A 19,381-nucleotide genomic window follows, 5' to 3' on the forward strand; every position below is an offset into this window, starting at 1 on the left:
ATGAGCTAGGGTTTGAAATCATCGTCAAGCCCTTACCATTCTTGCCTTATTGAGACTGCTGCAAGATGTGAGTCAATCCTTTCAGTCCGGCAATGCCCCCGGCTTGGTAGTCTTTGAGGTAGCTTCGTAGGGTGTTCTGACTCACCTGTACCAGTTGAGCCATTTCCCAGTGGGGTAAGCCTTGACTCTTCAAATCCAACGCTTCCATTTTGCCCTGGACTCGCGGATGGGGTGATGGAACCGTTCATAGTGCAGGGCTGCAATCTCGACTTCGCTGAATGAGATCTCAATCAAGGGAACCTCCCCTATTCTTTTACGGTGTTTCTCATCAAGGATACCCAAAAAAACGAAGTCTGTGCCCCTACAGAGTATAGTTACAAAATGCAGTGGATTTCGTAAAACAGTTGCACGAACAACTTAAGGAAATGTTGGATTAGTGAAGTGCGATCGCAAACAATACGGCTGCTACAAGTGCGACGAGTGTCCGAACATGGTTCCAGAATGTCCAGTCGGTCAGGTATCTTGCCCATAAGTTTGCGCCTTCAGGACTCTCTGGCTTGACGATCGCCAACGCATCATTTAGTGGTACATTGCAGGCGATCGTCACTCCGATCGTACCAACAAGATAGAGCAGGCTCGCCACCAGCAGGTAGACAGCCGCCGATTGCTGCCATTTGAACAGGACGGAGACCGCTAGAAAGAGACAAGCTAAAGCCGTTCCAAATAAAGCGATCATGAACAACGGATTAATCGCCGTAATGTTGATCGACTGCATCGCGGCAATGCCTTGAGGTGGCTGAAGTCGGGCGAGTGCAGGCATCACAAAAGTCGAGAAGGCAAAGAAGACTCCGGCGATTAGCCCGCAGCCGATCGCCGCGAAAAGCATTAAGGGGAAACGCAAGTTATGAACTGTTGCCATAAAGCCTCCTGCGGATTAATGTCAGTTTAGCGGACTATAGCAATCCTAAACGAATGGTGGGATTGGGCATCTTGTCCGTACAGGCTTCCAGCCTGTACTACTCTCACAACTGAAGTAGGATTGCTATAGGGCACCTCGAAAAATCTATTCAGAGGAGTCTTAACGTGAGACAAGTGTGAGATCATAGTTATAGGGCAGTAAGAGGACGACAATCAGGGCGACAAGATTTGGGCAGACAGTGCTTATCGGGCTGAGGCGATTGAGGAAACGTTGGAGTTGATGCAGTTCGACAGTCAGCTTCATGAGCGGGGGTATCGCAACCGCCCGTTAACTGAAGAACAGAAGCAGTCCAATCGAACCAAGCCCACAACGCGCGTCAAAGTCGAGCAGGTGTTTGGGTGTTGGGTGATGCAGATGGGGGCAAACTGCTGCGTTCGATAATTGAGCAAGTCCATCAACTGCAAGCCGATTTGCACCGCAGCAATGCTTTGTTAGAAGCCGTTCAAGCAACGGCGATCGACGGCATTGCAATCGTTGATCAAGATCGTCGCATCGTGTCTTACAACCAGCAGTTTTGCAAGATCTGGCGCATTCCAGAAGCAACGGTTCAAGCAAGCGAGTTACAACAACTGCTGCAACTCGTCCGCGATCGAATGCCACAGACCGAAGAATTTTGGGCGCGAGTTGAATTTATATATCAGTATCCAGATTTGACCAGTCGAGATGAAATTGTCTTACAAGATGGGCGATCGCTCGATCGCTAGTCGGCTCCGGTGCGCCTACCCGATGGCAGCGATCTGGGTAGAATTTGGTACTACCGAGATATCACCGATCGTAAGCAGACTGAGCAAGCTTTGCAGGCGAGAGAATCGCAATATCGCGATTTAGTCGAAACTTCTAATAGCGTCATTCTCCGGTGCGATCCTGACGGCAAGGCGCGATTCATCAATGACTACGGTCAGCGATTTTTCGGATTCAGCGCCGATGAATTAATTGGGCGCAGCATTACTGAAACGATCGTTCCTCAAATAGAAACCACTGGACGCGATCTGCGACAGCTAATGGCAGATTATGCTCAACAACCAGAGCAATATTCACTCTATGAAAATGAAAACGTTTGCAAGAATGGCGATCGCGTCTGGATGTCTTGGACAAACAAACCCATTTTCGATTCAGATGGCAATTTGATTGAAATTCTTTCATTCGGAACCGACGCAACGGAACGCAAACAAGCACAGTTGGCTTTACAAAAGAGTGAAGCGCAGCTACAGGCAATTCTCAACAACGCGAATGCTTCTATCTTCGTTAAAGATCTAGAGGGTTGCTATACCTTTGCAAATCGAGCGCTAGCCGAAGAATTTAACGTTCAGCCCGAAGAGATAATTGGCAAAACGGACTATGAGTTTCTGCCCTTCGATCTGGCTGAAATTTATAGCGCCAACGATCGTAAAGCCCTGGATGCCGGGACTGCTATCAAAATAAACGAAACGACCCCTCACAGGGATGGAGATTCAACCTTTGTCACCGTCAAGTTTCCATTATTTGATTTAGAGGGCAACACTTACGCCACTTGCAGCATTTCAACTGACATTAGCGATCGCGTCTGTGCCGAAACCGCTCTATGCAACAGCAAACTAAGATATCGCAGTATTTTTCAAAATTCGCAGGTCGGTATTGGTCGATCGTGCTTCAAACAAAACGGGCTATTTCTCGGTGCTAATCAGCGTTGTGCTGAAATTCTAGGACATCGATCGGCAACAGAATTAATTGACAAGCGATTTGCCCTGAAATACTATGTCAATCCCGACGATCGCCAGCACCTGATTAACGAACTAGAGCAGCAGGGCGAAGTCCCAGATTTTGAAGTTAAGCTGCGCCGTATTGATGGCTTAATCGTGTGGGCGCTGATTTCACTCAAGGTCAACGTTGAAGCAACCTGCACTGATTTTGTTCTGACTGATATTAGCGAACGTAAGCGATCGCCAGTCAACGCGCCGAGACAAGCTCGACCATCCCACAACCTAAATCTGGCAATGGGAGCGCCAACGGTCGTCACACTATTCTTTGACCGTGAGTTTAAATACTTTGATCCTGTTCCCTGACGATCCTCTGTATGAGCTATTGGAATATCTTAAAAGCCGTAAAGATCACTCGCCGTTCCCTGAGCTTCTGTGGCACGATCGAAGACAAACCTGCTCTGATTGAAGATAACGGATGCCCTCTGCTCCGATCAACGGCAAATGGTACGAGATGCTGCTTGAACCTACAAACTACTTAACCTGTGCCTATATAAAGCCTCGATCGCATGACTTAAGCTCCAACCCAAAAATTGACAAACCTTACTAGATTATTAAATTGAGTGATGGCAACGACAAAAATCAGAAAGACTCCGGGAATTTGCAATGGAGCCGCTTGTATCGGGCGGACGCAGATTCCCGTTTGGGAAGTGATAGCTTTGCAGTCGCAGGGCTGCTCAGATGTCAACTTGCTCAGCGACTACCCGCAGTTGACTAGAGATGATCTCAAAGCCGCTCGTACCTACTACGCTCAACATCCAGAAGAAATCGACGCGGCAATCACCGCTGAAAACTCAGAGATCTAGCACGATATCACAGCACGTCAAAACCTAGAGATTAGCTCAGATCTTGCACCCGTCTCAATGATTGCCCGATCACCCGCCCTGAATTAAAATTCGGGCTAATCGCAAAAGTCCTCTGAAGAGGACTGAGCCAAAGTTTCAACCCGTTTCAATGGGTTTAAGCGATGAGCCAGGAACTAAAGTTTTGGGCGGTTGTTGACAGAGGTGAAAGATCTAAGTTTAGCTATCTTGAACCTGTGCTGCAAGTGTTGCTGCTGCGGCTGAATGTGTTGCGCGGGAGTTTTGGATTAGCGATCGCTGAAGCTTTGATTGATGAACCATTAAAACTAGAGCATTTGCGAAAGTTGGCACGATCGTCGTTTGTGCAAGAACAGCGATGAGGAGAAGAATGGCGGTTTGAGTTCTTCTTACCGTTGGTGAAACGGTATCTGGCGCAACGGGCACAACAAGAGGATCAGACGCAAGTTGAGCATATGAGAGCGATCGCGTATTTCATTGAAAAGATTAAGCCGTCAAAGGAAACGATCACGGACTGTGCCGAAGAACTAGAAATCTTTCACCATCGTTGTGAGTTAGGACAATATGCACTTGCACAAGAGGTGATAGATATTTGCGTAGACTTCTTGAAGCGACAAGGCTACTACGGAGATTTAATCAGGATTCACGAGCGACTGACAGCAGAATGGTATCCTCAGAATCCAAAGGAGCAACACAATTTAGGCTGGGCATGGGCGAGGTTGGGAAACCTGTATCGATCTGTAGGAAAGTATCGGGCTGCGATTTCCAGCCACAAAGAAGCCCAAGCAAAATTTAACCAAATTGATTTTTCTAAAGGGAAAGCAGCTTCCCTCGGTAATCTGGGTAATGTCTATCAATTGTTAGGACAGTATGAACAGGCGATCAACTTTCATCAACAGTCCTTGGAGATTACACGGGAAATTGGCGATCGCTGGGGCGAAGCTGCTTCCCTATTCAACAAATCATTAGCACTCGCTAGATATGAACCTCGCTGCTTTCAGGCACTCGTCACACTTCAGCAAGCTCGTGAAATTTATGCGGAGTTGCAACTCGATCACAGGGTCGAGAAATGTGACGAAGAAATTTACGCCTTCAACCGAATCATTGCCACCGAACAACGTCAATCAGTGCCTATTCTCCCTCCTACTCCCACGATCGACAACGCTCCCCCCCAAGACGACTGGTACGGATCGCAGCCCACCTACCAAATCACAACCTCACTCCACCTCACAACGCCAAATCAACTGGGTTCTCTGGTTCTGCGTTGGATTAGCGATCGTCCTTCTCATCGCATGGCTGCGGAAATAAGCGATCAACGAAATGAGCCGCGATCGTTCCATTCATGCTAGAAGTGGACTCGTATCGAAGCTATTCAGCAAGAACTAGAAATGCTGAAACAAAAAGTGCTGACTCATGAGCAAAGCGAAGTTGCAAAGAATTGTCCCAAAACTCAACTTAGAGGAATTTGGAAAGGAGTTGAAATCTCAGATCAACTTCTAGAAGAAGCCAAGCGATCGCTAATTTCCAAAGATTTTAGGGATAAGGAACAGATTTAGTCGTGGAAATTTTTGTCATTGATACTCATGCGGATAATCAGATTCTCTAAACTCAATGATAGCTGTGTCCACTAGAGCTAGTTTAAGCGCAACTGTAAAGTAATCGCCGAACAAGTTTTAACCACAAGCTAACGGCAGAAAACTTAAAGTTTCTACAAATCTTTTCGGTTTCTAGATAACAAACCCCAAAATTCTTCGCCTTCATCTTCAAAGCGAACTGCCCCGGCTCGAACTAAAATTCGTCTCAGTTCTTCATCCTCAAAGCCGCCCAATCTCTTTTTAATCACCTTGAAGGTTCGCTTCTTCCAGCGTTCATCTTCCAAAAGAGATTTGGCAACCTGTTCAGCCATAAATTCTGCTCTCAGTTCTGATTTGAGTCTTCTTTCTTGAGCAGCAAAGGTGACAACTCCTGTAATGACAGCGGTTGCAACAGATGTGATGATGGTTTCTAACATGGTTGAAATCGAGTCTTACCGTCTTCGTTCTTGCAATTTGCGGTAGACGGCTTTGATGTCTACTTTGTGATAAGCCAGAGCGACTAGCGTGTGATAGAGCAAGTCGGCAGCTTCGCCTGCGATCGCATCTGCATCATCATCTTTACAAGCCATCACGACTTCAGCCGCTTCTTCGCCAATTTTTTTGAGAATCTTGTTGTCGCCGCCATCTAGGAGTTTGCGGGTGTAAGACCCTTCGCTGGGGTTATCGCGGCGATCGCAAATCACCCCAAACACTTGCGACAGCGTATCAGCAGGTGGAGCAGTCACCTCACCCTTGACTTGATGGAAACAACTGCGTTCACCAGTGTGACAAGCGACATCCCCAATTTGCTCAACGGTGACGAGTAGCGCATCGCTATCACAGTCATATCGAATCGCTTTTACCTTCTGAATGTGTCCTGACGTTGCGCCTTTATTCCAGAATGCTTGACGCGATCGACTCCAAAACCAGGTTTCGCCTGTCTCTAAAGTTTTTTGCAGCGATTCTTGATTCATCCACGCCATCATCAAGACAGTGCCATCGAGATAATCTTGTACGATCGCCGGAACTAACCCCCGATCGTCATACTGGATTTTCTCAACGGGAATGGACTGCACAAACGGAGATTTAGAAGCTGACATGGCACGGGTGGATAAGTCACCTGTTCACGATATCACTTGTGCGATCGGTTAATGGCGTTGGTATAGGTCTTGTGAATTGTTTCACTAACGAAACTTATCCGTTATTAACTCAAATGCAAAATGGGAACACGATTAGTGCAAAGCGCAACCGCAAAGCAACTGCTCTTTAACAAAATCGCACTCCCAAATTTTCTAGTTATCTAATTTGAAAGGTCTCCTCAACGAAGGGTAAGGCAACCTGCCTCAAAAATTTACAATTTAAAGGCCGAAATCAAAAAATCAAAAAATCAGGCAACTTTGACCACTTCAAGACAGGCTTCTTGAGAGATTCCGCTATTCAAGCTGACCGCTTGATTTCTGACTGCACTCCACGCAATTTGATGCGCTTTTGACTCTTCGCCATACCACTGAAGAGCAGAGTTAAACGCTACCCTGTAGAAGTGTTGAGCTGTTTCAGAAAGCTGAGTGCGAATACTCGCAGGTAACTCCTGATTGTTTTGGTACGACATCCTAGCCGCCTCCGGTAAGTGAGATAATTGATTAGTATGGCTTGCTGTAACTAGAAATCTGCCTACCTTGAGGAAGATCTTCGATGATCAGACTCAGGTAGCGCTGCCTATCGCTATTGCAAAGCAACCGTAATGGATTTTAAGGAGAAAACTTTGATCACAGGCACTTTGAGAACCACAAAATCAGAAGAAATCTTTGCCGCCGCTCAGAAACTCATGCCGGGTGGGGTGAGTTCCCCAGTAAGAGCGTTTAAGTCGGTGGGCGGACAGCCGATCGTGTTCGATCATGTCAAAGGCGCATACGCTTGGGATGTCGATGGCAACCAATATATCGACTACATCGGCTCTTGGGGCCCCGCAATTTGCGGTCACGCTCACCCCGAAGTCTTGAAGGCACTTCACGAAACGTTAGAAAAGGGCACCAGCTTCGGCGCTCCCAATGTGCTAGAAAATGTCTTGGCTGAAAGGGTGATCGATGCCGTTCCTAGTGTGGAGATGGTGCGATTTGTCAATTCTGGCACTGAGGCATGTATGTCTGTGCTGCGCTTGATGCGGGCGTTTACCGGGCGCGAAAAAATCATCAAATTTGAGGGCTGCTATCACGGTCATGCCGATATGTTTTTGGTGAAGGCAGGTTCGGGTGTGGCGACTTTAGGATTACCCGACTCTCCGGGCGTTCCTAAATCGACGACCAACAGCACGCTGACTGCGCCTTTCAATAATTTGGAAGCCGTCAAAGCTTTGTTTGCAGCCAATCCCGGTGAGATTGCTGGCGTGATTTTAGAACCCGTGGTTGGCAATGCTGGGTTTATTCCGCCTGATGCTGGCTTTCTGGCGGGTCTGCGAGAACTGACCCGTGAAAACGATGCGCTACTGATCTTTGATGAAGTGATGACAGGCTTCCGAATTGCCTACGGTGGCGCACAAGAGAAGTTTGGGATCACGCCCGATTTGACAACGCTGGGCAAGGTGATTGGTGGCGGGTTGCCTGTCGGTGCTTATGGCGGACGCAAAGACATTATGGCAATGGTTGCCCCCGCAGGCCCGATGTATCAGGCGGGAACGCTATCAGGAAACCCTCTCGCGATGGCTGCGGGGATCAAAACCTTGGAACTGTTGCGCCAACCAGGGACTTATGAGTTGCTCGATCGCATCACCACCCGACTCACACAAGGACTGCTCTCCGTTGCCAAAGAAACAGGTCATGCAGCTTGCGGTGGCTCGATTAGCGGCATGTTTGGCTTCTTCTTCACTGAAGGCCCAGTTCACAACTACGAAGACGCTAAGAAATGCGACTTGGCTAAGTTTGGGCGTTTCCATCGCGCCATGTTAGAGCAAGGGGTTTATCTGGCACCTTCTCAATTTGAAGCCGGGTTTACTTCACTTGCCCATACAGATGAGGATATCGATCGCACGATCGCAGCCGCACAATCAGTGATGAAAAACTTGTAGAGAGTTTTAGGACTTCGCAATTCTGAGAAATAGTTGACGTTGGGGCAATCTTTCTGGGGTTGCCCTTTTTCGTTTACCGAGATTGCTCGTGTCTAAACTTTTTCAGCGTCAGTGGATCTTTGTTTTTGCCCTAACGTTTTTGGTTGCGTTCGGATCAGTTACGGCAACGCATTCTCAAACCCCTTCAAGTCGAGATGCGACGATCGCTGATTCCTAAATCCACTAAGGATGAAATCGAACTGTATGCAGGTGGCGAAGTGCTAACAAATACACAAACTATGTTGCGAATATTGAAACAGAAGGTTTTTCCTCATGTACATGATAGTTTAGCTTGGTCATCTAAGTTCTAAATCGCAATGCGCTCTCAGAAAACCTGCATCCTTGCTCTGGTTACATTTCTGACTACTGTTTCCACTTCTCCATCCCTGTTTTTTTCCTTGCCGCTGTCTGCCCAGCAAACCTCTGACCAAGCTCAAGATCCCCGCAAAGCAAAGGCACATGAACTATTTGAACAAGGGCAGCAGCAAATTGAGGCTAGACAATTTGATAGTGCGCGTCAGTTACTTCAACAGGCGCTAAACATATATCAAATGATCAAAGATCCTACTGGAGAATTTGCAGCATTGTGGACAATAGGACAGTCCTATCAAAAGCAGGAGAATTTTCCAGAAGCGATTAAATATTACCAAAGATCATCAAGCCCGCAACCCCCTACAAGGCATCCCAGAACTCGAAAAATATCACCGTGAACCGAGATCAAACTAGAGAGATAAGGCGCGATCGCGATTCCAAATCACCAGGTTTCGGTTTCGTCAAGCAGATCCAAAACTTCTTGTTCAACCGATCGAGAACGCAAAATATCTAGCGCACCTTAGTCTGCTAATTCAATAATTTCTGCCACAGATTGCCTCACCTGTTGAGCAATTTCTGGCTGCTACTGAAGCAGTTTTAGATTGAGTTGCTCTATCAAACCATCCATTGATTTTTTCATAACCCTATCTCTTATTCAAGGAGGCTTTTGTACACATTGTAATCAGATCAAATGAGGAGCGATCGCTTACAATTTAGCCACAATCTAGAATAAATTGAATCAAGAAAAATTGGGAAAGGGCAAGAGGAAACCTACAAATTTTCTTTTTGCCCTTTATTTTGATCTAACAGGTGCAGCCTTTGTGTCCGCAGTCGCCGTGCCCGTTGGGATGACCATCGGCGCAGACTTCGCTGCAATAGAGTTTGCCATCTTTTTGAACTGCGCCTTCTGTAGTAACAATACACAGGCAAGGCTCACAAGCACATTTCATTTGGGTAACAGCCGTCATGATAGTCTCCTTTGGTTTGTGTCTTCACCATAACATGTGAACAGACATTCATATATTAAATTCAATAAAAAGTAGGGAGCAGATTGGAAAACTCCCTACGATCGCTCACTACACTTTATTCTTCCTCTTCCTCTTCCTCTTCTTCGTCAGAAAACATTTCAGCCATCAGTTCTTGAGCGCGATCGTCAGAGATTTTGAGCGCCTGACGCAAATCTTCTAAGTATTCTTCTTCAGCTTCAGGCACTTCACCATCTACCGCAAGAACTGCCATTGTCACGATGAAGGCAACTTCTTTGAGGTCACGATCGGACAAAGACTCGATCGCTTGGGCAAACACTGCGTCTGCGCCTTCTTCTTGCACGAGCGCACTGACTTTGGCACCCAATTCGTGCAGGTCTTCGTCTGAAAAATCTTCGTACAAGCCAATACCAAGACCAGAAAGCATTTCATCGAGGGCATAGCCTTCGTCTTCGTTAACCTCTTCGTCTGCATAGGCAGCAAAGATGGCGATCGCGGCGATCGCGACTTCTGGTTCGAGCGCAACTTGACTTTGAGTCCCTTTGGTTGGCAACCGACGCTTAGGCATAATTTTCTCTTGGGTAAGTATTTTCGTGGTCTAGCGATGTTTGAGAATCATCAGACCGCGCCTATTGTGCCCAATCTACGATCGCAGAACTCACTCGAAAATTATTTTTGAGCGATCGACTCCCAAAAAGTCTGATTACCGATAGTTGTTAAACTGCAACGCCATCGGATAATCTTCCTGCTTTAATCGCTGCATCACGCCTTGCAGATCATCTTTCGCTTTAGCAGAAACGCGCACCGCATCGCCTTGAATCGAGCCTTGCACCTTCTTAAACTCGTCTCGAATCAGCTTGGTGATCTGTTTAGCGACTTCTGGCGTGAGTCCTTTTTTAAGCTTGATCTCTTGCCGCACTCGATTGCCACTGGCAGATTCTACTTTGCCATAGTCAAAAATCTTGAGCGATAGATTGCGCTTGGCAGACTTGATTTGCAGAATGGTCTGAATTGCATCTAGGGTAAATTCGCTGTCGGTGCTGATGACGATCGCGTCTTCACCCAGTTCTAAAGTCGTTTTGGTGTCTTTGAGATCATAACGAGCAATGATCTCGCGATTGGTTTGATCAACCGCGTTGACGAGTTCTTGGCGATCGAAGTCACTGACCACATCAAAAGAAAAAGTAGAAGCCATAGGAAAATAGAGGGACAGGGGACAGGGCAACTATCCTTTAATGGTGCTAGTAATGCTCGCGGCAATCAAGGTAAAAATGCACGTTGAGCCAAGGGCAAACATTAAAGAACGGAGTATGGGCACGTTGAAGATGTAGGCGGCTGAGTAGATCAAGCGGATGGGGAGATAAGCAATGGCTGCCCAAGTGACAGATTCAGAGGTTTGACCCGTCACGTATGCCATTAGCGCTGCGACGCTAAACAACATAAACGACTCCCACGAGTTTTGATGTGCCCACGTTGCCCGTTGACCAAAGGCAGGAAGTTTGTCAAACGCAGCGCGGGGAGCCGCCCTCATTTCTTTGTCATAGCCAGCCGTGACGCGGGCATATCCCACCACGAGAAAGGGCAGATAGACCAAAACGGCAGCAGCCGCGATCGCACTCAGCAAGATCGTCGAGGTAGACAGTCCAAACACGCTCATGACTAATTTCCTAATCGAAATAAAATAAGGTTACGATCTTGCGCTGATCTTCTGCATCTTGGCAGGTTTGCAGCAGCGTTCGGCTGTCGTGAAACGCAAAACTGATCAACTGCTGACACCGAGAAATAATTTCCCGGTTACACAAAGCGCTGGCTTCAGCTAGAGAAAGACTATTGTTCTCAGGGTTTTCGACCAAATTCATAACGTTTTCGAGCTGTTCGCGAGATTCGCGAGGTTGGCGATCCATTGTTTGGGGCAAGATCACCGTCAGCAGACTGGGATCGGCACGCAGCGCACCCCGAATGGCTGCAAAGTTGGTTCCGGTAGAGCCGGATGTAATCAGACGATTTCCTTCTAAAACCAGGGCATAGCTCATCATCTCAATCAAATTTTGGTGAGTGATGGGCACATGACGAGAACCCAGCAAGGCGATTCGCTTAGAACCCGTTTGCTGAATGGTGGCTAGCTCTTGCAAAAAATCATCGACTTTGGGTAGATCGATCGACTGGCTCAAAGATGTATTTAGGGTAACAACGCCGCTATTTTATCAGACAGGCTCGTCATCCGAACGTTTTGCCTACGCGCCGATCGATCCAAAAGCCGTAAATCACGATTATTTGGGCTGAATTAGATATCCACAGCGATGTTCACCTTTGACGAGCCAGTGAGTGCGATCGACCCGACAATCCGGCAAGGCTAACTCAAACATTTCTAACTCGTGACCGCAAACGCTGGGAAATGACTCCGCAATTTGAGAAATTGCACAATTATATTCGGTCAACACAAATTTGGGAGTCGTATCGGGGTCAATCTCGTGACATTCTGCCATATAGCCCTCTAGTCGCCGTAGTTCAACGAGTTTGTTGACGCGATCGGACAAGTCACTCTCTCCCAAATTCTCCCGATATTCGATGCCCTTGCGCTCCCATTGTCTACGGAGAATCGAACTCACTTGATCGCGCCCGACCGTTTCTGCCAACGTATCGAGGAGAGACACCGCAAAATCATTGTAGCGATCGGGAAACTGCGATCGACCCTCTCGACTCAAGGTGTAGACATGATTGGGACGACCCATCCCCGTCTGCATCGCCTGGTGCAAGATTAGCCCTTCTGTTTCCAAATCTTTGAGATGGCGACGAATTGCCTGCGGACTCACCTGCAACTGTTCCGCCAATTCTTGAGCGGTTGATTGACCCTGCTTCAAAAGTTGATGCAAGATGTCTTGTTTGGTAGAGGGCTGTTGAGTCGTGGTCATCCTAAAGCTCACAGAAATCTAAGACAAAAAACTTGACTTAAACAACGTTATTGTTGCTAAAGTACCTTAGAATGGAAGTTGAGCAACAAAGATGTTGTTTTAATTATAAGATCTATTGGATGTAGTGTCGTTCTGGTTATGAATACAGAAACCCCAAACACCCAAGCATCAGATAAAAGCCTCGAAGCGATGAGGCACTTTTCAGAAACCTACGCCAAGCGCACAGGCACTTATTTTTGCGTCGATCCCGGCGTGACGGCAGTGGTGATCGAAGGGCTTGCCAAGCATAAAGATGACTTGGGCGCTCCCCTTTGCCCCTGTCGCCACTATGAAGACAAAGAAGCCGAAGTCTCAGCCGCTTATTGGAACTGCCCCTGTGTCCCCATGCGTGAGCGCAAAGAGTGCCACTGTTTGCTATTTCTGACCCCAGATAACGATTTTGCAGGTGAGATGCAAGCCATCACCTTTGACGAAATTCGTGCCACGACCAACCATGCCTAATCAGGATTGAGGATCAGATTCCTGATCCTTAAGCCCTTCCTCGCCCTTGAGAAAAGAGAACACGATCGATGACTTCAACTGTTCAAAATCTGGTAAACCAGCCTTACAAATACGGGTTCGTCACTGATATCGAATCCGACACTATTCCTCGTGGGTTGAGCGAAGAGATGGTGCGGCTGATTTCGACCAAGAAAGAAGAGCCGGAATTTATGCTGGAGTTTCGACTCAAAGCATATCGGCAATGGCTGAAAATGACCGAACCAGATTGGGCCCATGTGGGATATCCGGCGATCGATTATCAAGACATTATTTACTACTCTGCGCCCAAGCTCAAAGAGAAGAAAAAGAGCCTGGATGAAGTTGATCCAGAGATGCTGGAAGCCTTTGAAAAGTTAGGCATTTCTCTGTCTGAGCAAAAGCGCTTGAGCAATGTGGCAGTCGATGCGATTTTTGATAGCGTTTCAGTCGCCACCACCTTTAAAGAAAAGCTTGCTAAAGACGGCGTGATCTTCTGCTCGATCTCTGAAGCCGTGCGGGAATATCCTGAATTAGTCAAGAAATATCTGGGAAGCGTGGTGCCCGTTGGCGACAATTACTTTGCAGCGCTTAACTCTGCTGTGTTTAGTGATGGCTCTTTCGTCTACATCCCCAAAGGCGTGAAGTGCCCAATGGAATTGTCTACTTACTTCCGCATCAATAATGGCGATTCGGGTCAGTTTGAACGAACGCTGATTATTGCTGAAGAAGGCAGTCAGGTCAGCTATCTCGAAGGCTGCACGGCTCCGATGTTTGACACCAATCAGCTTCATGCGGCGGTGGTTGAGCTAGTTGCTCTTGATAACGCTGACATCAAATATTCCACGGTGCAGAACTGGTATGCAGGTGACGCGAATGGCAAAGGCGGCATCTACAATTTCGTCACCAAACGCGGGTTGTGTCAGGGTGTGAACTCCAAAATCTCCTGGACACAAGTCGAGACGGGTTCTGCGATCACCTGGAAATATCCAAGCTGTGTGCTAGTCGGCGATAACTCCGTCGGTGAGTTTTACTCCGTGGCGTTGACCAATCACCACCAGCAAGCCGACACCGGAACCAAAATGTTCCACATCGGCAAAAACACCCGCAGCACGATCATCTCAAAAGGGATTTCGGCGGGTCAGTCGCACAACAGCTATCGCGGTTTGGTGAAGATCGGGCCCAAAGCCACAGGTGCGCGCAACTATTCGCAGTGTGACTCGATGCTGATCGGCGATCGTGCCCAAGCAAACACGTTCCCTTACATTCAGGTGCAAAACAACCAGAGCAAAGTCGAACACGAAGCGTCTACCTCCAAGATTGGGGAAGACCAGTTGTTCTACTTCAGCCAGCGTGGTATTTCACCAGAAGACGCGATCTCGATGATGATTAGTGGCTTTTGTAAGGATGTGTTTAACCAGTTGCCGATGGAGTTTGCGGTTGAAGCCGATCGGCTCCTCAGCCTCAAGCTTGAAGGTTCTGTAGGGTAGATTCTGAGATGCCTAGCCCACTCTTCTCACGCTATAGCCAGGGAGAAAATCGAGTTACGGCAAGCATTCTTGCAGTGTTTGAACGAATCTCTTTCTCCCTGGCTATAGCGAATTCTGCAAATTCTAAATGGAGAGCCAAGTCTCCCGTTCTTTAAAATCAAGAATCAATCAAGTCTGGAAAAGCAGATTCAGTTCCAGTTCCAAATGGAGTGGTTCAAGCATCATTTTCCTATTGGATCGAAACACGGAGAAACCCAGCAACAACGACAGAATTGCTGAAAGGGGAGGGGTGAAATAATGACTCAAACCATTCAAGCCAAAAACGTAACCCTGAGAGACTTAACGCTTCAGTTTGGACTTCAACTTACTGAGGACGGGCAGTTTTTTCGTGAATGGCAAGACGACCTACCAGAAGTCACTGATGATCAGAAGCAATTTCTCGACAAAGTAAGGGCGGGATACCTGAACTTGGTACGTGATCCGCCCCTGCTAGAGAAAACCATTCAAATTACGATTTTAGGGCCATTCCTATTTCTGGCAGACTTCTTTCTGCCTCCCTTTCAAATTAAGACTGAACAGTCGATCGAGATAACTGCTGAAGATGAAGGCACAATCGTTCGAGGACAGATTGACATTTTGCTGATGAGAGAGCAATTTTGGGTTGCAGTGATCGAGTCTAAAAGATTCTCTTTCTCCATGGAAGCTGGACTAGCGCAACTTCTAGCATATATGCTGGCAAATCCACATCCTAATCAGCCCGGTTTTGGTTTGATTGTGACGGGTGGAACTTTTGTGTTCATTAAATTGATTAAAGACACAGTTTCGCAGTATGCCGTTTCTAGGGAGTTTGCGATCCGTAACCCTGGAAATGAGCTGTATGAAGTGTTCAGAATTCTGAAACAGATTAGCGTAGTGAAAGAGGTCTATTGAGTGATTAACGAAAACAGCGAAGTTATTTTATCGGTTAAAGATCTGACCGCAGATGTAGGTGATACTCAGATTCTCAAAGGTTTGAATCTGGAAATTAAGGCGGGTGAAATTCACGCGATTATGGGGCCAAATGGATCAGGAAAAAGTACTTTTTCTAAGATTTTGGCAGGGCATCCCGCTTACAAAGTGACTGCTGGCGAGGTCACTTTTCGGGGACAGAATTTGTTGGAAATGGAGCCGGACGATCGGGCAAAATCCGGTGTGTTTCTCGCCTTCCAATATCCGTTAGAAATTCCGGGTGTCAGCAACTTAGACTTTTTGCGCGTCTCCTATAACGCCAAGCGAAAACAAGAAGGTTTAGAAGAATTAGATTCGTTTGACTTTGATGAGTTAGTTCGCACCAAGTTAGATCTGCTGAAAATGGATGCTGCTTTCCTCAGCCGCAGTGTGAATGAAGGCTTTTCTGGCGGTGAGAAAAAGCGCAACGAAATTCTGCAAATGGCACTTTTAGAACCCAAGCTTGGCATTCTCGACGAAATCGATTCTGGTTTAGATATCGACGCGTTGAAAATCGTCGCCAACGGAGTCAATCAACTTAGAAAGTTTGACAACGCGATTCTGATGATTACTCACTATCAGCGTTTGCTGGATTACATCGTCCCCGATTTTGTTCACGTTATGGAAGGTGGACGCATTCTCACCACAGGCGGCAAAGAACTGGCTTTTGAGCTAGAAGCTCGTGGTTATGAATGGGTGCGCGAAGAAGAAGCGGCGGAGGTAGCGCGATGAGTATTGAATCCGCTCCTGCCCATGCGATCGAGCCGACTCTAAAAGCGAGAGTCGATCGCGCCGCCTATCTGGCGGGATTGCTAAAGTCACGTCCTGAATTGTCAGCAGAACTGGCTGAATTGCAGGGAGTGCGCGATCGGGCACTGGCGATCGCTCAAGAGTTAGCGATTCCCACCACACGCGATGAAGAATGGCGATTCACCGATCTGTCATCGCTGGTGCAAATCAATTTTCAACCGATTCACGATCAGCCGACAATTAGCTTTGCTCAAATCGAATCGTTCATTTTGCCCGAAGCGGTGAACAGTCGCCTCGTGTTTGTGAATGGGATTTACGCGCCCGATCTATCGGCTGTAGACGATTTGCCCGAAGGCGTTCTCGTTGGCAATTTGAGTGCTGGCATTCAATTGATCCCGTCTTTGCAGAATTATTTGGCAAAACAGCAGGGTTCAGAGGAAGTTTTTACAGTTCTGAATACGGCAAGCTTGATCGATGCTGCGATCGTACACGTCCCTAAAAATCAAGAAGTCGAAACGCCGATTCAACTACTTTTTGTATCCACTTCTGGCGACACCGCTACGATTTCCCATCCTCGCTGTCTCGTGATTGCAGAATCGGGCAGTAGCCTGACGCTGATTGAAGAGTATGTGACGATCGCAGACGGCGGATATTTCACCAACGCCGTGACGGAGATCGCGATCGCCGAGAACGCCCAGGTAAGTCACACTAGAGTTCAGAGAGAAGGTGAGACAGCGTTTCACATTGGCAAAACTGTTGTGTCTCAAGCTCGTGATTCTCGCTATACCTGCAATGCGATTAGCTTAGGTGCTAAGATTTCTCGCCACAATTTAGAGGTTTATCAGACGGGTGAGCAGACGCAAACTACGCTCAACGGGCTGACGATGATCAACGGTGAGCAAGTCGGCGACACTCACAGCAAGATTGCCTTTACTAAACCTTATGGAACGAGCGATCAGGTGCAGAAATGTATTGTCGGCGATCGTGCTCATGCCATTTTCAACGGCAAAGTCTCTGTCCCGCAAGCTGCACAACTGACGAACGCCGCTCAACTCAGCCGAAATCTGCTCCTCTCTCCGAGAGCCAGAGTTGACACTAAACCTCAGCTAGAAATCACTGCCGATAACGTCAAATGTGCCCACGGCGCAACAGTCAGCCAACTCGAAGATGACGAAGTGTTTTATCTGCAAAGTCGAGGCTTAAACCAAGAAGAAGCCCGTAAATTGTTGACGTATGCGTTTGCGATCGAGATCATCAATCACATCCCAGTCGCGTCTCTCAAAGCCAATCTCACCACTACCATCCGAACTCAACAACTCTAAATCCCTCATCACCCTTCCTCTAAGATGACTATTATTCAAGAAAAGACCATTGCCGCCAAAGTGCGATCTGACTTCCCGATTCTGCACCAGCAAATTCACGGCAAGCCTTTGGTTTATCTCGATAATGCGGCGACCTCGCAGAAGCCGATCGCCGTTCTCGATGCGTTGCGTCACTATTACGAACACGATAACGCCAACGTGCATCGCGGCGTTCACACACTCAGTTCACGAGCGACGGATGGCTACGAAGGCGCACGCGATAAAGTAGCTGCCTTTGTGAATGCGGCATCTCGGCAAGAGATTGTCTACACGCGCAACGCCAGCGAAGCGATTAACCTCGTCGCCTATTCGTGGGGAAGCACCTTAAAGTCTGGGGACGAGATTATTTTGTCGGTGATGGAGCATCATAGCAATCTGATTCCGTGGCAGATGTTGGCTCAGAGAACGGGAGCAGTGCTGAAGTTTGTCGGGCTGACTGATACAGAAGAATTTGATTTCGAGCAATTCAAGTCGTTGTTGTCAGATAGAACGAAGATTGTTTCTGTTGTCCACGTCTCGAATACGCTGGGCTGCATTAATCCTGTTAAAGAGATTTGTGCAGAGGCGCATCGCTACGGCGTAAAAGTGTTGATTGATGCCTGTCAGAGTTTGCCTCACATGACGATCAACGTGCAAGATATCGATTGCGATTGGTTGGTCGGTTCGGGTCACAAAATGTGTGCCCCGACTGGGATTGGCTTTCTCTACGGCAAATTGGATCTGCTGCGATCGATGCCTCCCTTTCTCGGCGGTGGCGAGATGATTGCCGATGTCTTTTTAGATCACGCCACTTATGCCGATTTGCCTCACAAATTTGAAGCGGGGACTCCCGCGATCGCAGAAGCGATCGGGCTAGGCGCAGCCGTCGATTATTTGACCAACATCGGCATGGACAAGATTCACGCCTACGAAGAAGAACTCACCGCATATCTTTTTCACAAACTGAAAGAAATCCCTGAGCTTCGGATTTATGGGCCTCAACCAAACGCAGATGGAAGCGGACGAGCGGCATTAGCGGCATTTACGGCAGGCGAAGTGCATCCTCACGATTTGTCTACAATTTTAGATCAGGCAGGAATCGCAATCCGGGCAGGGCATCACTGCACCCAGCCGCTTCACCGCCATCTCAAAGCGCAATCGACTGCACGAGCCAGCTTATATTTCTACAACACTCGTGAAGAGATTGATGTCTTTATTGCCTCACTGAAAGAAGCGGTTGAATTTTTTGGTGAAGTTTTTGCCTAAGTTCGCTCTTTTGGATGGGGGCGATCGCATCTAAAGATTGATGGTTGCTTAAGGAAATCTCTGACACAATAAACGCTTGATGACACGCTAAGTCTTCAAGCGCTTTTTTATTTAAAGTTATTAAAGGTTAGAGACATGATCAAGTCGTGGATGATAATCGGAGCCGTCACGTTTCTCGTTGCCTTTGGGAGTGGACTGCTCAGACCCAAAGACGTAAAGTGGTTTGCACGATTGCGTCGTCCCAATTGGCTGACGTTTGAAGCTTTAATTCCGGTGATCTGGACGATCGTCTTTATCTGCGGCGCGTGGTCAGCCTACATCGTGTGGGAGCTTACCCAAAGTTGGGCGTTAATGGCGTTTTATCTGCTGGTAGAAGTGGTAATCGTGCTCTATTCCCCGGTGATGCTGTGGACGCGACGGCTCAACTATGGCACCATCATCGGCGGGGTGGGGTTCATCTTAGGCTTGATTCTGACATTTTTTGTGATGCAAGTCTCTGGCACTGCGGCGCTCTTGTTAGTCCCTTACTTGCTGTGGAGTCCGATCGGCACCTACACCACCTGGGAAATGAGCAAACTTAATCCTGAATCTGCATAACCTCATCACTCCATA

Annotated in this window: 26 protein-coding genes and 2 pseudogenes; 17 read left to right on the top strand and 11 right to left on the bottom strand. The window is 47.6% G+C overall.

Going from position 1 to position 19,381, the window contains the following annotated elements:
* Window positions 1-46: 46 nt before the first annotated feature.
* Both C7B65_RS27355 and C7B65_RS08310 read right to left on the bottom strand, forming a co-directional pair.
* Window positions 47-211: pseudogene (locus C7B65_RS27355) on the bottom strand (helix-turn-helix domain-containing protein); the annotation flags it as partial.
* 222 nt (window positions 212-433) lie between these two features.
* Window positions 434-919, bottom strand: coding sequence for an anthrone oxygenase family protein (locus C7B65_RS08310; RefSeq protein ID WP_073070945.1), 486 nt, complete (start codon window positions 917-919; stop codon window positions 434-436).
* A gap of 225 nt (window positions 920-1,144) precedes the next feature.
* On the opposite strand from C7B65_RS08310, the pseudogene C7B65_RS29560 reads away from it, so the two are divergent.
* The 7 genes and pseudogenes from C7B65_RS29560 to C7B65_RS27760 form a co-directional block, all read left to right on the top strand.
* Window positions 1,145-1,318: pseudogene (locus C7B65_RS29560) on the top strand (IS5/IS1182 family transposase); the annotation flags it as partial.
* Window positions 1,318-1,683: a PAS domain-containing protein gene (locus C7B65_RS08315; protein ID WP_073070943.1), complete on the top strand. Its 366-nt coding sequence runs from the start codon at window positions 1,318-1,320 to the stop codon at window positions 1,681-1,683. The pseudogene C7B65_RS29560 and the gene C7B65_RS08315, both read left to right, overlap by 1 nt.
* 9 nt (window positions 1,684-1,692) lie before the next feature.
* Entirely contained in the window at window positions 1,693-3,021 is a 1,329-nt protein-coding gene (locus C7B65_RS08320) for a PAS domain-containing protein (RefSeq protein WP_073070942.1), read from the top strand.
* Between the two features lie 260 nt (window positions 3,022-3,281).
* Window positions 3,282-3,521, top strand: coding sequence for a DUF433 domain-containing protein (locus tag C7B65_RS08325; RefSeq protein ID WP_073070940.1), 240 nt, complete (start codon window positions 3,282-3,284; stop codon window positions 3,519-3,521).
* Between the two features lie 161 nt (window positions 3,522-3,682).
* Window positions 3,683-3,898: a hypothetical protein gene (locus tag C7B65_RS08330; RefSeq protein ID WP_073070938.1), complete on the top strand. Its 216-nt coding sequence runs from the start codon at window positions 3,683-3,685 to the stop codon at window positions 3,896-3,898.
* Between the two features lie 36 nt (window positions 3,899-3,934).
* Window positions 3,935-4,885, top strand: coding sequence for a tetratricopeptide repeat protein (locus tag C7B65_RS08335; protein ID WP_073070936.1), 951 nt, complete (start codon window positions 3,935-3,937; stop codon window positions 4,883-4,885).
* 39 nt (window positions 4,886-4,924) lie between these two features.
* A complete protein-coding gene (locus tag C7B65_RS27760; RefSeq protein ID WP_181314368.1) occupies window positions 4,925-5,092 on the top strand; it encodes a hypothetical protein in 168 nt (55 codons plus the stop codon).
* Between the two features lie 152 nt (window positions 5,093-5,244).
* On the opposite strand, the gene C7B65_RS08340 is transcribed toward C7B65_RS27760, so the two are convergent.
* The 3 genes from C7B65_RS08340 to C7B65_RS08350 form a co-directional block, all read right to left on the bottom strand.
* Window positions 5,245-5,547, bottom strand: a complete 303-nt coding sequence (locus C7B65_RS08340) for a hypothetical protein (protein ID WP_083582843.1) — start codon at window positions 5,545-5,547, stop codon at window positions 5,245-5,247.
* 15 nt (window positions 5,548-5,562) lie between these two features.
* On the bottom strand, window positions 5,563-6,210 hold the full coding sequence (hisIE, locus tag C7B65_RS08345; protein ID WP_073070932.1) for a bifunctional phosphoribosyl-AMP cyclohydrolase/phosphoribosyl-ATP diphosphatase HisIE: 648 nt from the start codon (window positions 6,208-6,210) through the stop codon (window positions 5,563-5,565).
* A gap of 287 nt (window positions 6,211-6,497) precedes the next feature.
* Complete coding sequence (locus tag C7B65_RS08350; RefSeq protein ID WP_073070931.1) at window positions 6,498-6,719, bottom strand: ChaB family protein; 222 nt, start codon at window positions 6,717-6,719, stop codon at window positions 6,498-6,500.
* Window positions 6,720-6,851: 132 nt separating this feature from the next.
* Here C7B65_RS08350 and hemL point away from each other — a divergent pair, with 132 nt between their 5' ends.
* The 3 genes from hemL to C7B65_RS08360 all read left to right on the top strand — a co-directional run bounded on the left by hemL (window position 6,852) and on the right by C7B65_RS08360 (window position 8,920).
* Window positions 6,852-8,171 (top strand): glutamate-1-semialdehyde 2,1-aminomutase, encoded by a 1,320-nt coding sequence (gene hemL, locus C7B65_RS08355; protein WP_244913185.1) that lies wholly within the window; start codon window positions 6,852-6,854, stop codon window positions 8,169-8,171.
* An 88-nt stretch (window positions 8,172-8,259) separates the two neighbouring features.
* Window positions 8,260-8,388 carry a hypothetical protein gene (locus tag C7B65_RS29220; protein ID WP_262983532.1) on the top strand — a complete coding sequence of 43 codons (129 nt, stop codon included), beginning with the start codon at window positions 8,260-8,262 and terminating at the stop codon, window positions 8,386-8,388.
* Between the two features lie 139 nt (window positions 8,389-8,527).
* Window positions 8,528-8,920, top strand: coding sequence for a tetratricopeptide repeat protein (locus tag C7B65_RS08360; RefSeq protein ID WP_073070929.1), 393 nt, complete (start codon window positions 8,528-8,530; stop codon window positions 8,918-8,920).
* Window positions 8,921-9,325: 405 nt separating this feature from the next.
* Here the strand turns inward: C7B65_RS08360 and C7B65_RS08370 are convergent, their stop codons facing one another.
* The 6 genes from C7B65_RS08370 to sufR all read right to left on the bottom strand — a co-directional run bounded on the left by C7B65_RS08370 (window position 9,326) and on the right by sufR (window position 12,420).
* Window positions 9,326-9,490, bottom strand: a complete 165-nt coding sequence (locus tag C7B65_RS08370) for a metallothionein (RefSeq protein ID WP_073070927.1) — start codon at window positions 9,488-9,490, stop codon at window positions 9,326-9,328.
* 115 nt (window positions 9,491-9,605) lie between these two features.
* Window positions 9,606-10,076, bottom strand: a complete 471-nt coding sequence (locus tag C7B65_RS08375) for a tellurite resistance TerB family protein (RefSeq protein ID WP_073070925.1) — start codon at window positions 10,074-10,076, stop codon at window positions 9,606-9,608.
* A gap of 135 nt (window positions 10,077-10,211) precedes the next feature.
* Window positions 10,212-10,703, bottom strand: coding sequence for a YajQ family cyclic di-GMP-binding protein (locus tag C7B65_RS08380; RefSeq protein ID WP_073070924.1), 492 nt, complete (start codon window positions 10,701-10,703; stop codon window positions 10,212-10,214).
* 30 nt (window positions 10,704-10,733) lie between these two features.
* On the bottom strand, window positions 10,734-11,165 hold the full coding sequence (locus C7B65_RS08385; protein WP_073070922.1) for an MAPEG family protein: 432 nt from the start codon (window positions 11,163-11,165) through the stop codon (window positions 10,734-10,736).
* Window positions 11,166-11,175: 10 nt separating this feature from the next.
* A complete protein-coding gene (locus tag C7B65_RS08390; protein ID WP_073070920.1) occupies window positions 11,176-11,679 on the bottom strand; it encodes a DNA recombination-mediator protein A in 504 nt (167 codons plus the stop codon).
* Window positions 11,680-11,778: 99 nt separating this feature from the next.
* Window positions 11,779-12,420 (bottom strand): iron-sulfur cluster biosynthesis transcriptional regulator SufR, encoded by a 642-nt coding sequence (gene sufR, locus C7B65_RS08395; protein WP_073070919.1) that lies wholly within the window; start codon window positions 12,418-12,420, stop codon window positions 11,779-11,781.
* A gap of 138 nt (window positions 12,421-12,558) precedes the next feature.
* On the opposite strand from sufR, the gene C7B65_RS08400 reads away from it, so the two are divergent.
* The 7 genes from C7B65_RS08400 to C7B65_RS08430 all read left to right on the top strand — a co-directional run bounded on the left by C7B65_RS08400 (window position 12,559) and on the right by C7B65_RS08430 (window position 19,366).
* Window positions 12,559-12,921, top strand: a complete 363-nt coding sequence (locus C7B65_RS08400) for a ferredoxin thioredoxin reductase catalytic beta subunit (protein WP_073070917.1) — start codon at window positions 12,559-12,561, stop codon at window positions 12,919-12,921.
* A 68-nt stretch (window positions 12,922-12,989) separates the two neighbouring features.
* Window positions 12,990-14,426: a Fe-S cluster assembly protein SufB gene (sufB, locus tag C7B65_RS08405; protein ID WP_073070915.1), complete on the top strand. Its 1,437-nt coding sequence runs from the start codon at window positions 12,990-12,992 to the stop codon at window positions 14,424-14,426.
* A 297-nt stretch (window positions 14,427-14,723) separates the two neighbouring features.
* On the top strand, window positions 14,724-15,356 hold the full coding sequence (locus C7B65_RS08410) for a restriction endonuclease subunit R (protein WP_073070913.1): 633 nt from the start codon (window positions 14,724-14,726) through the stop codon (window positions 15,354-15,356).
* Entirely contained in the window at window positions 15,357-16,145 is a 789-nt protein-coding gene (sufC, locus tag C7B65_RS08415) for a Fe-S cluster assembly ATPase SufC (RefSeq protein WP_073070911.1), read from the top strand.
* On the top strand, window positions 16,142-17,485 hold the full coding sequence (gene sufD / locus C7B65_RS08420; RefSeq protein WP_073070909.1) for a Fe-S cluster assembly protein SufD: 1,344 nt from the start codon (window positions 16,142-16,144) through the stop codon (window positions 17,483-17,485). The genes sufC and sufD overlap by 4 nt, the downstream gene beginning before the upstream one ends.
* 24 nt (window positions 17,486-17,509) lie before the next feature.
* Window positions 17,510-18,769, top strand: a complete 1,260-nt coding sequence (locus C7B65_RS08425) for a SufS family cysteine desulfurase (RefSeq protein WP_073070908.1) — start codon at window positions 17,510-17,512, stop codon at window positions 18,767-18,769.
* 135 nt (window positions 18,770-18,904) lie between these two features.
* Window positions 18,905-19,366 carry a TspO/MBR family protein gene (locus tag C7B65_RS08430; protein ID WP_073070906.1) on the top strand — a complete coding sequence of 154 codons (462 nt, stop codon included), beginning with the start codon at window positions 18,905-18,907 and terminating at the stop codon, window positions 19,364-19,366.
* Window positions 19,367-19,381: the final 15 nt, after the last annotated feature.

Origin of the sequence: Phormidesmis priestleyi ULC007, from assembly GCF_003003695.1 — a bacterium.
GTDB classification, from domain to species: domain Bacteria; phylum Cyanobacteriota; class Cyanobacteriia; order Leptolyngbyales; family Leptolyngbyaceae; genus Phormidesmis_A; species Phormidesmis_A priestleyi_A.